14 protein-coding genes are annotated in these 12,609 nt (G+C 72.2%); 7 read left to right on the top strand and 7 right to left on the bottom strand.

What is annotated here, in order from left to right; genetic code table 11:
- Positions 1–26: 26 nt before the first annotated feature.
- On the top strand, positions 27–1,352 hold the full coding sequence (nhaA, locus tag C8K30_RS06395) for a Na+/H+ antiporter NhaA (RefSeq protein WP_108492073.1): 1,326 nt from the start codon (positions 27–29) through the stop codon (positions 1,350–1,352).
- A 142-nt stretch (positions 1,353–1,494) separates the two neighbouring features.
- On the opposite strand, the gene C8K30_RS06390 is transcribed toward nhaA, so the two are convergent.
- From C8K30_RS06390 to C8K30_RS06380, 3 genes are all read right to left on the bottom strand, one after another.
- Positions 1,495–2,376 (bottom strand): slipin family protein, encoded by an 882-nt coding sequence (locus C8K30_RS06390; protein ID WP_108492072.1) that lies wholly within the window; start codon positions 2,374–2,376, stop codon positions 1,495–1,497.
- A 210-nt stretch (positions 2,377–2,586) separates the two neighbouring features.
- Entirely contained in the window at positions 2,587–3,192 is a 606-nt protein-coding gene (locus C8K30_RS06385; protein ID WP_233257020.1) for a DsbA family protein, read from the bottom strand.
- A gap of 5 nt (positions 3,193–3,197) precedes the next feature.
- A complete protein-coding gene (locus C8K30_RS06380; RefSeq protein ID WP_108492070.1) occupies positions 3,198–3,785 on the bottom strand; it encodes a TetR/AcrR family transcriptional regulator in 588 nt (195 codons plus the stop codon).
- A gap of 123 nt (positions 3,786–3,908) precedes the next feature.
- On the opposite strand from C8K30_RS06380, the gene C8K30_RS06375 reads away from it, so the two are divergent.
- On the top strand, positions 3,909–4,751 hold the full coding sequence (locus C8K30_RS06375; RefSeq protein WP_108492069.1) for an alpha/beta fold hydrolase: 843 nt from the start codon (positions 3,909–3,911) through the stop codon (positions 4,749–4,751).
- 198 nt (positions 4,752–4,949) lie between these two features.
- On the opposite strand, the gene C8K30_RS06370 is transcribed toward C8K30_RS06375, so the two are convergent.
- Positions 4,950–5,339, bottom strand: a complete 390-nt coding sequence (locus tag C8K30_RS06370; RefSeq protein WP_108492068.1) for a helix-turn-helix domain-containing protein — start codon at positions 5,337–5,339, stop codon at positions 4,950–4,952.
- Positions 5,340–5,460: 121 nt separating this feature from the next.
- Between C8K30_RS06370 and C8K30_RS06365 the strand changes: the two genes are divergently transcribed.
- The 3 genes from C8K30_RS06365 to C8K30_RS06355 all read left to right on the top strand — a co-directional run bounded on the left by C8K30_RS06365 (position 5,461) and on the right by C8K30_RS06355 (position 8,153).
- Positions 5,461–6,303, top strand: a complete 843-nt coding sequence (locus C8K30_RS06365) for an SDR family oxidoreductase (protein ID WP_108492067.1) — start codon at positions 5,461–5,463, stop codon at positions 6,301–6,303.
- Between the two features lie 261 nt (positions 6,304–6,564).
- A complete protein-coding gene (locus C8K30_RS06360; RefSeq protein WP_108492066.1) occupies positions 6,565–7,182 on the top strand; it encodes a cysteine hydrolase family protein in 618 nt (205 codons plus the stop codon).
- Positions 7,179–8,153, top strand: coding sequence for a GlxA family transcriptional regulator (locus tag C8K30_RS06355; protein ID WP_108492065.1), 975 nt, complete (start codon positions 7,179–7,181; stop codon positions 8,151–8,153). The genes C8K30_RS06360 and C8K30_RS06355 overlap by 4 nt, the downstream gene beginning before the upstream one ends.
- Before the next feature lie 112 nt (positions 8,154–8,265).
- Here C8K30_RS06355 and C8K30_RS06350 read toward each other — a convergent pair whose 3' ends face one another.
- Positions 8,266–9,069 carry an SDR family NAD(P)-dependent oxidoreductase gene (locus C8K30_RS06350; protein WP_108492064.1) on the bottom strand — a complete coding sequence of 268 codons (804 nt, stop codon included), beginning with the start codon at positions 9,067–9,069 and terminating at the stop codon, positions 8,266–8,268.
- A gap of 86 nt (positions 9,070–9,155) precedes the next feature.
- Between C8K30_RS06350 and C8K30_RS06345 the strand changes: the two genes are divergently transcribed.
- Positions 9,156–10,007 carry a helix-turn-helix transcriptional regulator gene (locus tag C8K30_RS06345; protein ID WP_108492063.1) on the top strand — a complete coding sequence of 284 codons (852 nt, stop codon included), beginning with the start codon at positions 9,156–9,158 and terminating at the stop codon, positions 10,005–10,007.
- Between the two features lie 21 nt (positions 10,008–10,028).
- On the opposite strand, the gene C8K30_RS06340 is transcribed toward C8K30_RS06345, so the two are convergent.
- On the bottom strand, positions 10,029–10,415 hold the full coding sequence (locus tag C8K30_RS06340) for a DUF1304 domain-containing protein (RefSeq protein WP_108492062.1): 387 nt from the start codon (positions 10,413–10,415) through the stop codon (positions 10,029–10,031).
- Between the two features lie 95 nt (positions 10,416–10,510).
- Here C8K30_RS06340 and C8K30_RS06335 point away from each other — a divergent pair, with 95 nt between their 5' ends.
- The gene (locus C8K30_RS06335; RefSeq protein ID WP_108492061.1) at positions 10,511–11,443 is read left to right on the top strand and encodes a helix-turn-helix transcriptional regulator; all 933 of its coding nucleotides are present in this window, start codon (positions 10,511–10,513) and stop codon (positions 11,441–11,443) included.
- Here C8K30_RS06335 and C8K30_RS06330 read toward each other — a convergent pair.
- The gene (locus tag C8K30_RS06330; RefSeq protein ID WP_108492552.1) at positions 11,342–12,565 is read right to left on the bottom strand and encodes an MFS transporter; all 1,224 of its coding nucleotides are present in this window, start codon (positions 12,563–12,565) and stop codon (positions 11,342–11,344) included. The genes C8K30_RS06335 and C8K30_RS06330 overlap by 102 nt on opposite strands.
- Between the last annotated feature and the right edge of the window lie 44 nt (positions 12,566–12,609).

The raw sequence follows: 12,609 nt of genomic DNA, 5'->3' as shown, positions 1-12,609 counted from the left end.
CAAGGGTCGTCCTCCCCTACCCGCGCTTGTCCCCAGGCCTGCGCAGCTACTTCGCGACCGAGGGCGGGGGAGCGACGCTGCTGCTCGCGGCGTCGGCCATCGCGCTGGTGTGGGCGAACATGGCAGGCGACTCGTACCACGCCATGTGGGAGACGCCGATCAACCTCACGGTTGGCACCTGGGACCTGCACCTGACGTTGCACCACTGGGTCAACGACTTCCTGATGGCCGTGTTCTTCCTCGTGGTCGGTGTCGAGGTCAACCGCGAGCTCACCGTCGGTGAGCTGCGCAGCTTCCGCGCCGCGTCCGTGCCGCTCTTCGGGGCGATCGGCGGGTTGGCCGTCCCGATCGGCGTCTATCTGCTGATCAACCCGTCCGGCCCCGAGGCGTCCGGGTGGGGCCTGCCGATGTCCACCGACACGGCGTTTGTCATCGGGGTGCTCGCGCTGGTCGGGCCGCGCTGCCCCGATCAGCTCCGCGTCTTCCTGCTGACGCTGGCGATCTTCGACGACATCGGCGCCATCGCGCTGCTCGGGATCTTCTACTCCGACGCACTGATGATGGGTGCGCTCGTCGTAGCCGCGCTGCTGGCGATGGTCCTGTTCGCGATGCGCTGGATCGGCGTCTGGCAGATTGCGCCCTACCTGATCGTCGGTGTGGCCCTGTGGGTGGCGGTCCTCGAGTCGGGGCTCCACCCCACGCTCGCGGGCGTCCTGGTGGGCCTCGCGGTCCCGACCGCGCGCCGCGGGAACGACGACGAGGCGCGCCTCCACTTCGGCTTCTACGGGCGCGCGCTCATGGAGGAGCTCGACCCCGCCCGCTCGCGCCTCGCCGTCCGGGCCGCGCAGTCCGCCGTCCCGACGAGCGACCGCCTGCTCGACGCTCTGCACCCGCTGAGCTCGTACGTCGTGGTGCCGGTGTTCGGGCTCGCCAATGCGGGCGTCGTGCTGTCCGGCGAGTCGATCGGCGCAGCCATGTCCAGCCCCGTCACCCTCGGTGTGCTGGTGGGGCTGGTGCTGGGCAAGGCGATCGGTGTCTTCGCCGGGGCGATGATTGCGCTGGTCACCGGCCTGGGCGCCCTGCCGGGGCGGGTGCGCTACGGACACCTCGCCGGGGGCGCGTTCCTGTGCGGGATCGGCTTCACCATCGCGCTGTTCATCAGCGAGCTCGCCTTCGACGACGAGGCCCTGATCAACGAGGCCAAGGTGGGCATCCTCGTGGGATCGATCCTGTCGGGCGTCATCGGCGCGGTGATCCTGCGGTACTTCGGCGACCGCCTGCCACTGTGCTCGCCGAACGAGGCCAGCGGCCCCCCGCCGCTCCCCGAAGGAGCCTGGCGCCCGCCGGCGTGAGGTTCGTGCCGCGCCAGTCCAGCGACGCGGCCCCAAGAGCTTTCCGGGCACGCGCGACGAGGCCGTGCACCTGCCCACCGACGTGATGGACCTCCACCGCACGACGTCGGCGCCCCTGACAGGCGCGATCTGACCGCCAGGCTCAGTGCGCCGGAGTGTCGGCGGCTGCCAGCGCGCCGTTGGCTTCGGGTGCTGCGGCCTGTCCCGGTGCCGTGGTGGAGTCGTCGACGCCGGCAGGTGCGTTCGCTCTTGCGGCCTCTTCTTCACGGGCCAGGAAGGTGCCGAGCTCGCCGATGGTGCTCATCAGCGGCGCGGGGAACACGACAGTGGTGTTCTTGTCGACGCCGAGCTCGACCAACGTCTGTAGGTTGCGCAGCTGCAACGCCAGCGGATGCGCCATCATGATGTCGGAGGCGTCGCCCAACTTCGAAGCGGCGAGGTGCTCGCCCTCGGCGTTGATGATCTTCGCGCGCTTCTCCCGCTCGGCCTCGGCCTGACGTGCCATGGCGCGTTTCATGCTCTCGGGCAGCTGGATGTCCTTGAGCTCGACCAACGTGACCTGGAGGCCCCATTCGGTGGTCGTGCGATCGAGGATCAGGCGGATGTCCTCGTTGATGTGGTCGGTCTCCGCCAGGATCTCGTCGAGGGCGTGCTGCCCGACAACGTTCCGCAGCGTGGTCTGGGCGATCTGGTTGATGGCTGAGGTCACGTTCTCGATCACGATCACGGACTTCACGGCATCGACCACCCGGAAGTAGGCGACGGCGGCCACGTCGACGCTGACGTTGTCCTTGGTGATGATGCCCTGGGACTGGATCGGCATGGTGACGATCCGCAAGGAGATGCGATGTAGCACGTCGACTACCGGGATGATCATCCGAAAGCCCGGCTCGCGGGTGCCCTTGAGCCGGCCAAACCGGAAGAGCACACCCTGCTCGTACTGCTTGACGATCTTGATGGCCATTCCGAGGCCGATCAGGGCCAGGACCAGGATCACCGTCAGGACCCACGCCGCGGCGCTCATCGGACTGCTCCGCACACCTCGCGCGGGGAGCTGTCAGCCGGCGGGCCGCCCTTCGACGTCATCATGACGCCCCACCTCTCAAGAAGGTTCAGGACCAGTCCCGGGTAGTGGCGCCCTGGACTCGGCTACTTCTCAAGATACTCCGGCTCGAACTTCTCGGCGGCGGCAGGTCAACCCGCTATACCGGTGGAGCCGCCGTCCGCCGGGACGCTACCTGCGGAAGCGGGCGCGCTTGCGCGACATCGCCATCGTGTCCCGCAGGTCGGTGACGGTGACGTCGCCCAGGTACGGCTCGCCGTTGATGAACAGCGTGGGCGTGCCGTGCACACCGGCGTCGATGCCGTCCTGGTAGTCCGTGCGGACGGCCTCGGCGAACCGCTGTGCCGGGTCGCCGACCAGCGTGCTGGTGTCGAGCCCGAGCTGCTCCCCGTAGCGGACGATCGACGCGTCGTCGAGCTGCGCCTGGTTCTTGAAGAGCAGGCCAGCCATCGGCCAGAACGCGCCCTGGTGGCCCGCCGCCTCGGCGGCGAGGGCCGCGGTCAGCGCGTACGGGTGCGGCTCGAACAGGGGGAAGTGGCGCCACACCAGCCGGACCTGGCCGTCGGAGCCGTTGACCAGCTCGTGCAGCACGGGCTTGGCGGCGCCGCAGTACGGGCACTCGAAGTCGCCGAACTCCATGATCGTGAACGGTGCCTCGGGGTTGCCGTAGGCCCAGCGGAACGCGAAGTCGGGGTCGTGGCCACTGACGGGCACGGCGCTCTGCGCGGCGATCGGGGTCGCCTCCTGCGTGCCGCCGTCGGACTCTTCGGTCGTCATGTCGCTCATGATCCCACCAGCTCGGTCGGCTGCGCCGGGACGGCGACGTCGAGCAGCGTCTCCGCCGCCGCCCGCGCCTGTTGTGCTGCTTCCGGCGTGCCCGAGATGGCGGCCGTCGTCTGCGCGCCCTCGGCCAGGATGGCGAGCTGCGGTGCCAGGGCGGGCGGAGCCCCGGCGTCGGCCACCAGGCGGGCGACGTACTCCTGGAAGGTGCGCTTCTGCTCGCGGACGGCGTCCGTAACGGCGGACGACGACGCGCCGAGCTCGCCGTGGGCGTTGATGAACGCGCACCCGCGGAAGTCCGGCTCCCGGAACCACGCGTCGAGGAAGTCGAAGATCGCCAGGATGCGTTCGCGCGCCGTCGTGGCCCGCTCGGACGCGGACGCGAGACCGCTGTCCCAGACCGCGGTGCGATGGTGCAGGACGGCGACGATCAGCTCGTCCTTCGAGGCGAAGAGCGAGTAGATCCGCTTGAGCGACACGCCCGCCGTCGTCCGCACCGCGTCCATGCCGACGGCCTGGACGCCGCGCGCGTAGAACAGCTCGTCCGCGGCCCGGACCACGCTCTCCCGAGCGGTCTTCTCGTCGATCATGCGATCTCACCCCGTCTTCCGTCCCGCACGAGTTGCGCGGAGAACGTTCGTTCTCTACTGTAGCGGATGGCGGCGGAGAACGATCGTTCTCCGCCGGGAGAAGGATCGAGAAGGGAACGGATCATGGGTTTCATCACGGTCGGCACCGAGAACAGCACCACCACCGAGCTCTACTACGAGGACCACGGCTCGGGGCAGCCGGTCGTTCTCATTCACGGCTACCCGCTGGACGGCAACAGCTGGGAGCGTCAGTCGCGCGAGCTGATCGCCGCCGGCTACCGCGTCATCACCTACGACCGCCGCGGCTTCGGGAAGTCGAGCAAGGTCGGTGCCGGCTACGACTACGACACGTTCGCTGCCGACCTGAACACGCTGCTCAACACCCTCGACCTGCGTGACGTGATCCTGGTCGGCTTCTCGATGGGTACCGGCGAGCTGGCCCGCTACGTGAAGAACTACGGCCACGAGCGCGTCGCCAAGCTCGCGTTCCTCGCCTCGCTCGAGCCGTTCCTCGTGGCGGCCGACGACAACCCCACCGGCGTGCCGCAGTCCGTCTTCGACGGCATCGAGGAGGCGGCCCGCTCGGACCGCTTCGCCTGGTTCACGAACTTCTACCAGGACTTCTACAACCTGGACGAGAACCTCGGCACGCGGATCAGCCAAGAGGCCGTCACGGCCAGCTGGAACACGGCGACGGGCAGCGCCCCGGTCGCGGCCTACGCCGTCGTCTCGGCCTGGATCGAGGACTTCCGGGCCGACATCGAGGCCGTGCGCGCCGCCGGCAAGCCGTCCCTGATCCTGCACGGGACCAAGGACAACATCCTCCCGATCGACGCCACCGGCCGCCCGTTCCACGAGGCGTTCCCCGAGGCGGAGTACGTCGAGATCGAGGGCGCGCCGCACGGCCTGCTCTGGACGCACGCGGACGAGGTCAACAAGACGCTCCTGGGCTTCGTCCAGGCGTGACGCGAGCGGCGGGCTGACGCCGTCGGGCGAAGGATAAGCAGAGTGTCAGGTGGTCGGAACGCGGGTTGCCGGCCACCTGACACTCTGCGGACCGCTCGGACCGCTCGGACCGCTCGGACCGCTCGGACCGCTCGGACCGGGCGGACCTGGCGGACCGCTCGGACCTGGCGGACCTGGCGGCGGGGCAGGGGCAGCGGATCAGCGGGGGAGGGGGCCCGTGTATCCGGCGCGCGCCGCCTCGACGTCGGCCATGTGCGCGCCGGACCACTCGCCCAGGGCGACGAACACGGTGTGGAGGCTGCGGCCGAGCTCCGTGATCCGGTACTCGACGCGTGGCGGCACCTCGGCGAAGATCTCGCGCTGCACCAGGCCGTCGCGTTCGAGCTGGCGCAGGCGCTGCGTGAGCACCTTGGGCGTGACGCCGATGCGCCGCTCCAGCTCGACGAAGCGCTGGGTGCCGTGCTCGTGCAGCACCCAGAGGATCGGGGTCGTCCAGCGGCTGAAGACCAGATCGACGACGGGTGAGATGGGGCACGCCTCGGCCGGTTCGCTGTCGGGCCCCGGGCGCCAGGTGGTCGCGGTGGTCATGGCCGCCTCCAATACTTTCCTGAGGGAACCTACTGTACTGGCGCTCGTAACGTCGGCGGCACGGCGGCCGCAGGGGCCGTCCGGCCCGTTCGCGGGCCGCGTCGCATCGACAGGAGCACCCATGATCGTCGTCACCGGAGCCACCGGAAACATCGGCCGGCCGCTGGTCGCCGAGCTCGCCCGGCGAGGCCACGAGGTCACCGCCGTCTCCCGCGCGGGCACCGCCCCGCTCGACGACCCGCGGGTCCGCGGGGTGCGCGCGGACCTGGCCGACCCCGAGAGCCTGCGCGACGCCGTCGCCGGCGCGAGCGCGATGCTCCTCCTCGTGCCGGGCGCCGGCGGGCACCTCGACGGGGAGCGAATCGTCGGCACGGCCGCCGACGCCGGGGTGCGCCGGGTCGTCCTCGTTTCGTCCCAGGCGGCGGCCACCCGTCCGGACTCGGCCTCGCACAAGCCGATGGCCGAGCTGGAGAAGCTCGTGCGCGGCTCGGGGCTCGCCTGGACCGTGCTGCAGCCCGGCGGGTTCTACTCCAACGCCTTCGCGTGGGTCCCGTCGGTCCGGGCCGAGCGCACGGTCCGCGCGCCGTTCGGCTCTGTTGCGCTGCCCGGCATCGACCCGCTCGACATCGCCGACGTCGCCGCGGCCGCTCTCACCGAGGACGGGCACGACGGCCGCACCTACCAGCTCACGGGTCCCGACGTGAGCACACCCCGCGAGCGGACCGAGGCGCTGGCGACGGCGCTCGGCGTCCCGCTCGCCTTCGCCGAGCTGACCCGGGAGGAGGCGCGGGTCGGCATGCTCGAGTTCATGCCCGAGCCGGTCGCCGACGGCACGCTCGCGATCCTGGGCGAACCCACGCCCCAGGAGCGGGCCGTCAGCCCGGACGTCGAGGCGGTCCTCGGCCGGCCGGGGGCAACTTTCGCCGACTGGGCGCTCCGGCACGCGGCGGCCTTCACGGCCTGATCGACCCGCGCCCGGCGTGATCAGCCATTCTGCTCAAGCCGGTGGTGCGCGTCGGCATCGGCAGATTCTGCGAGGTCGGCAGTTTGCACCGAGATCGGTCCAGGCCTGGACCGACCTCGGTGCGAACTCACGAGTCTGCGGTGCAAACTGCCGACCGCTGCGGGCGCTCCTGGGTCGCGGCGGGGACAGTGACCAGATCCGCCCGCCCCGCGACCTGATCCGGCCTCCCGTCGGGCCGTCTTCGGAGCACAGACTTGGGGCATGAACCGAGCTCTCGTCGTCATCGATGTCCAGGAGTCCTTCCGGGTCCGCCCGCAGTGGGCCGACACGCTCAACCCCGGGGTCGCCGAGCCCGTCAACCGGCTGGTCGCGCTGGCCCGCGCGGCGGGCGACCTCGTGGTCTGGGTGCTGCACACCGAGCCCGGGTCGGGCAACCCGTTCGACCCGGAGTCCGGCCACGTCCGGCTGTTCGCGGAGCTGGGTGAGCCCCGGCCCGACGAGCCCGTGCTGCGCAAGACCTCGCACAACGCCTTCACCACCACCAACCTGCAGCAGATCCTCACCGCCCACGGCGTGGGCGAGCTGCGGATCTGCGGCATCCGGGCCGAGCAGTGCGTTGAGACCACCACGCGGGTCGGCTCCGACCTCGGCTACGAGGTGACGTTCGTCAGCGACGCCACCAGCACCGACCCGCTGGGCCGGTTCAGCGCCGCCGACATCCTGGAGCGCACCGAGGCCGTGCTCCGCGGCCGCTTCGCCCGCATCGCGACGGTCGCGGAGCTCGAGTCGGAGGCGGGGTCCGAGTCCGGGTCCAAGTCCGGGTCCGAGCCCGACGTCGCCACCGAGTCCACCGCCGAAGTGGCAGCATCGGCCAGGTGACCACTGTCGTATTCCTGCTCCTGCCCGGGGTCCACCTGCTCGATCTGGCGGGCCCTGCGCAGGCGTTCTTCACCGCGGGGGACTTCGGCCACCGCTACGACCTGCGGTACGTCTCCGGCGCGCCCGCTTCCGAACAGCTCGGCGAACCCGGCACGCCGGGCGAACCCGGCGGGCCCGGGCCCGACGCCGGAGTGGTCGCCTCGGCGCAGGGCCTCCCGCTGGTCGCGGGTACCGAGTGGCCGACGCTGAGCCCGGACGACCTCGTCGTCGTGCCCGGATGGCGAGTGGGCGACGACCCGCGCGCCTGGCCCCGCCTGAACGCGGAGACACGGGACCGGCTCCGGGACCAGCACGCGGCGGGCGGCACCGTCGCCAGCGTGTGCGCGGGCGCCGACGCGCTCGGCCAGGCAGGCCTGCTCGACGGCCGGCGCTGCACCACGCACCATGCCGTCCAGGACGCGCTCGCCGCCCGGCACCCGCGGGCACGCGTGGTGCGGGACGTCCTGTTCACCACCGACGACGGCGTCGTCACCTCCGCCGGGATCGCCAGCGGCATCGACCTCTCGCTGCACCTGCTCGCGATGCGCCACGGCCCGGCGCTCGCCGCCCGGGTGGCCCGGGAGATGGTGGTGTACGCCCGGAGGAACGGGACGGAGCCGCAGGCCAGCGCCATGCTGCGGCACCGGTCCCACGTCGACGACACCGTCCACCGCGTCCAGGACCACATCGACGCGCACTTCGCACGCAGCCTGCCGCTCGCTGACCTGGCCGCCCACGCCGGCGTCGCCGAGCGCACCCTGACCAGGGTGTTCACCCGGGCCACGGGGCTCACGCCGCTGCGCTACCAGCAGATCCTGCGGCGCGAGCGCGCCGAGCACCTCATCGGCCACGGCGCCACGGTGGAGTCGGCGGCCCACACGGTCGGCTTCGAGAACCCGCGCACGCTCCGCCGCCTCCGCACCCAGCCCTGACCGACTGCCACCCCACCGGCTGCCGCTGACCCCCTTCGAGGGCGCCGAGCCGCAACGACACGCCGGTGCAGCGGCGAGGCTACGGCGTGTCTTGCGGTTCGGCGCAATTGGGTTACGCGCCTGCGCCGCCGTCTGCCTGGAGGATCGCGCCCGTGACGAAGGAGGCGCGGTCGCTCAGGAGCCAGGCCGCGGCCTCGGCGATCTCCTCGGGCTGGGCCCCGCGGCGCAGCGGCGTCACGGCCGCGAGCTGTTCCGTCACGCCGGGGGTGTGCTCCTCCCAGGCCCGGATCATCTCGGTGAGGGTGCCGCCGGGGGCTACCGCGTTGACCCGGATCCCCTCCGGCCCGTAGGTGACGGCGGCCGACTCGGTGAGGCTGTTCACGGCCCGCTTCATCGCGCCGTAGGCGGGCAGCGCGGGATTGGCCCGCAGGCTGCCGACGCTGGAGTTGTTGACGATGGCGCCCGTGCCCGCGGTGGCGCGGATGGCGTTGATCTCGGCGACCATGGAGAGCCACGGCCCGCGCAGGTTCACCGCGTAGACGTGGTCGAAGTCGGCCTCGGACACCTCGTCCAGGGGCTGGGGCGGGGTGATCGTGGCGCCGTTGTTGAACGCGACGTCCAGACGTCCGTGCAGCTCCACGACTCGGTCGACGGCGGCGCGCACGCTTTCGGCGTCGGACAGGTCGGCGACGGCGTAGTCAGCGGTGCCGCCCGCCGCCCTTACCTCCTCGGTCACGGCCTTGAGCTGCGACTCCGTGCGGGCCGTGAGGAACACCGTTGCACCCTCGCGGGCGAACAGGCGGGCCGCGGCGGCGCCGATGCCACGGCCCGCGCCGGTGATGAAGGCGATCTTGCCGGCCAGGAGGCCGGCGCCGGTCGTTGTAGTAGTGGTTGTGTTGGTGGCTGGTGTGCTCATGCCAACGAGCCTGCGCCGGGCCCCGGGACGTATCCAGGCATCGCGGGTACCTGGCTACCGCCGCGGCGCCCGCCCATACTCGGGTCATGGACAGAGCCGAGCTGGCGACGTTCCTGCGCGGCAGGCGCGAGCGGATCAGCCCCGCCGACGTCGGCCTGCCCGCTGGGCCGCGACGTCGCACACCGGGGCTGCGCCGCGAGGAGGTGGCGCAGCTCGCGTTCATCTCCACCGAGTACTACACGCGGCTGGAGCAGGCCCGCGGCCCGCACCCGTCGCGCGAGGTCGTGGGCGGCCTCGCCCGGGCGCTTCGCCTGTCCGACGCCGAACGCGACCACCTGCACCACCTCGCCGGCGTGCCGCCGGGCCCGCCGCCCGGGCCGCCGCGCGAGGTGCGGCAGAGCATCCGGGACCTGCTGGACCGGCTGCCCCTGTCGGCGGCGTTCGTGACGTCCGCGGTCCTCGAGGTGATCGCCTGGAACAACCTGGCGGCCGCGCTCATGGAGGACTTCTCCGCCGTGCCGCGTCGTGAGCGCAACCTCCTGCGCCGGGCGTTCCTCGGGCCGGACCGGCAGGGCCGGATGCTGTACGGGGTGTCGGACGGCGAGGGGTTCGCGCGCTCCTCGACCAACCGCCTCCGCGCCGCCACGGCGCGCTATCCGGACGACCCCGAGCTGACCGCCCTGCTGGACGAGCTCCTCGCCGGCAGCGAGGAGTTCGCGAGCCTTTGGGCCGCCGACGACGTGCAGGTCGCTCCGATGCTGCGCAAGACGTTCCACCACCCGCTGGTCGGCGCGGTCACCGTCAACTGCGACGCCCTCGACATCACCGACCGGGACCAGCAGGTGGTGATCTACACCGCCGACCCGGGATCGCCGTCCGAGGAGGCGCTCCGGCTGCTGTCGGTCATCGGCACGCAGCGGATGGACGTCGCCACGTAGGACCGCCGGACGGTCGCGCCGTCAGGCCAGCAGGCCGATGACCAGGGCGAGCACGCCCAGCAGCGGCACGACGCCCTGCTTGAGCGCCGCACTGCGCTTGGTCGGGTCCGAGACCACCAGGACGAGCGAGGCCGCGACCATCGAGCCCGCGCCGGCGAACACGAGCGCCGCGCCCACCGCCGTCGACCCGGCTGCGGCGAAGGCGATGCCGACCACCGTGACGATCGCGAGGAACAGGTTGTAGAAGCCCTGGTTCAGGGCCATGGGCCGCATGGCCTCCGCCTCCTGCGCGGTCATCCCGAACGTCGCGAGGGTCCCCTTCTTCGTCCAGGCGAAGGACTCCAGATAGAAGATGTAGACGTGGATGAGTGCCGCGATTCCCGCGAGCACGAGTCCGGCGATCAGCAAGGTGGCTTCCCTCTCGTGGCGGTTCTGTGGTCGGCAGTATGTCAGCCGGGAATAGCCGGCGCTCGCAGATGGCTCCGCTTTCTATGGAGTGGGAGATGACGGCGCTGAAGCGCGAGCGGCTGCCTGCCGGTGCCACGTGGTCCGGGCAGGGTGCCTTATGGGCGCTCGTCCTGGCCGGCGCCGCGACGCTCGAGACCGCGGGCGCCCGCAGCCAGGTGCTGCCCGGTACCGCAGTGCTCGTCGACGCCCGGACGGCGCACCGGCTCACGGCCGACGCCGAGACCGACGTCGTGCACGGTGACCTGCGGCAGGCCGTCCCGTCGACGGAGCTGCCGAGCCCGCTGGTCGTGCACGGGTTCGACGAGCAGCAGCGCGGCGTCGTCGCGCTCGTGACCACGTGCCCGCTGGACGTGACGTGCAACCCCGAGGACCTGTTCGCGGCGAGCTACGCGGGCCTCATCGGGGCGGCGATGACGTCGCTGTGGCAGGCGGGCGACAGGCCCGGCGGCCGCGCGGGCGACGACGCGAACGGCACCGCCGACGCGCAGGTCGCCGACGTCGTGGCGGCGCTCGCCGCGCGCCCGGGCGAGCCGTGGACCCTCGACCGGATGGCGGGCCTGGTGCACCTGTCGCGCTCCGCCCTGACCGAACGCTTCCGCCGCGCGACCGGGCACAGCCCGATGCGGATGCTGCGGGAGGTGCGCATGCACGAGGCCCGCAAGCTGCTCACCCGCGAGTGCCTGCCGGTCACACGGGTCGCGTTCGAGGTCGGATACGGCTCGGTGGCCGCGTTCAGCCGGGCGTTCGCCGCGGACCACGGCGTCTCGCCGCTCGCGTGGCGCGCCGCGCCGGCGCCCGGCCCGGGGCCGGCCCCGCGCCAGGCGCGGCCGGCCAGACCCTGGGTGCCGTCGGCCGCGCCCGGGACGTCAGGTGCGAGGTACCCGCAGGAACGTCCAGCCGAGCCCGGCGGCCACCGACGAGGCCGCGCCGACCACCAGCAGCAAGCGGATACCGTGCCCGTCCAGTAGCACGCCGCCCAGGGCGGCGCCCACGGTTATCGCGATCTGGAAGGCGGTGACCTGCAGGGATATCGCGGACTCGGACCGCTCCGGCTCGACCCGGGTCACCCACAGCTGGGTGACCACCGGGATCATGCTGAACGAGAAGCCCCACAGCGTCACCGCGACGGCCAGCACCGGCACCGATGAGGTTACAGCCGTGAGCAGCAGGGCGGCGGCGACCACGAACGGCACCCCCGCGGCCAGCGGCCGCAGCCACCGTGCGAGCACCCCGGCCAGCACGGTGCCCGCCAGGCCACCGAGGCCCCAGAGCAGCAGCATCCACGAGGTGGCCGCCGGGTCCACGCGGTCGATGGCGATGCGGATATAGGGGTAGGCGGCGAAGTTGCCGAAGGCGACCAGCACCACGCAGCCGATGCCGGCCATCAGCCGCGTGTTGCGCAGGGCCTCGCGCAGCATCCGCAGGCCCGCCGCCGGGTGGGCCGGGACGGACGGCAGGGTCAGCGCGAGCACGACGGCGCTGAGCAACGTGAGGACGGCGGAGCCCCCGAACGTCGTCCGCCAGCCGACGGCGTCACCCACGACCGACGCGAGCGGGACGCCGACCACCGTCGCGATGCTGACACCGAACGCGAGTGCCGACGAGACCACGTGGTTCCTGCCGGGGACGGCGTGCGTGCCGGCGCCGAAGGCGAACGACCAGTACCCGGCGAGCGCGACGCCGAGGAGGAGCCGGCCGACCAGCAGCACCGCGAAGCTGGGCGCGATCGCGACCACGAGGTTCGACAGCGCTGCGGCCGCGAGCAGTGCGACGAGCACCGTGCGGCGGTCGGCGCGGGGGAGCAGCACCGCGATGCTCGGCGCGGTGAGGGCGCCGGCGATCGCCGTCGCCGCTACTGCCAGGCCCGCCGTGCCCTCGCTGACACCGACGTCCGCCGCGAGGGTCGGCAGCACGCTCGCCGGCAGGAACTCGCTCAGGACCACCATCCCGATCCCGAAGGAGAGTGCGACGACGGGCGTCCAGGTCGGGGTGCGTGGCTGGTCGTTCGACGGTTCGCTGGACAGGTTGCTCGGCGGGGAGCCGGCCGGGGCGCTGGATGGCGCGCTCAGTGGGGCGCTCTGGGTGGGCATGGTCCCAGCCTGGACGCGGCCCGCGCCCGGTGGTTGATCGTGCG

This window comes from Promicromonospora sp. AC04 (genome assembly GCF_003058225.1).
Taxonomy (GTDB): domain Bacteria; phylum Actinomycetota; class Actinomycetes; order Actinomycetales; family Cellulomonadaceae; genus Promicromonospora.
The sequence above is the reverse complement of the archived record's forward strand: the minus strand, read 5'-3'. Positions and strand labels throughout refer to the sequence as shown.

Coding starts and splice junctions, on each gene's coding strand:
- C8K30_RS06390 (WP_108492072.1), bottom strand. CDS start 2,376: ATGAGCGCCGCGGCGTGGGTCCTGACGGTGATCCTGGTCCTGGCCCTG.
- C8K30_RS06385 (WP_233257020.1), bottom strand. CDS start 3,192: ATGACGACCGAAGAGTCCGACGGCGGCACGCAGGAGGCGACCCCGATC.
- C8K30_RS06380 (WP_108492070.1), bottom strand. CDS start 3,785: ATGATCGACGAGAAGACCGCTCGGGAGAGCGTGGTCCGGGCCGCGGAC.
- C8K30_RS06375 (WP_108492069.1), top strand. CDS start 3,909: ATGGGTTTCATCACGGTCGGCACCGAGAACAGCACCACCACCGAGCTC.
- C8K30_RS06370 (WP_108492068.1), bottom strand. CDS start 5,339: ATGACCACCGCGACCACCTGGCGCCCGGGGCCCGACAGCGAACCGGCC.
- C8K30_RS06365 (WP_108492067.1), top strand. CDS start 5,461: ATGATCGTCGTCACCGGAGCCACCGGAAACATCGGCCGGCCGCTGGTC.
- C8K30_RS06360 (WP_108492066.1), top strand. CDS start 6,565: ATGAACCGAGCTCTCGTCGTCATCGATGTCCAGGAGTCCTTCCGGGTC.
- C8K30_RS06350 (WP_108492064.1), bottom strand. CDS start 9,069: ATGAGCACACCAGCCACCAACACAACCACTACTACAACGACCGGCGCC.
- C8K30_RS06345 (WP_108492063.1), top strand. CDS start 9,156: ATGGACAGAGCCGAGCTGGCGACGTTCCTGCGCGGCAGGCGCGAGCGG.
- C8K30_RS06335 (WP_108492061.1), top strand. CDS start 10,511: ATGACGGCGCTGAAGCGCGAGCGGCTGCCTGCCGGTGCCACGTGGTCC.
- C8K30_RS06330 (WP_108492552.1), bottom strand. CDS start 12,565: ATGCCCACCCAGAGCGCCCCACTGAGCGCGCCATCCAGCGCCCCGGCC.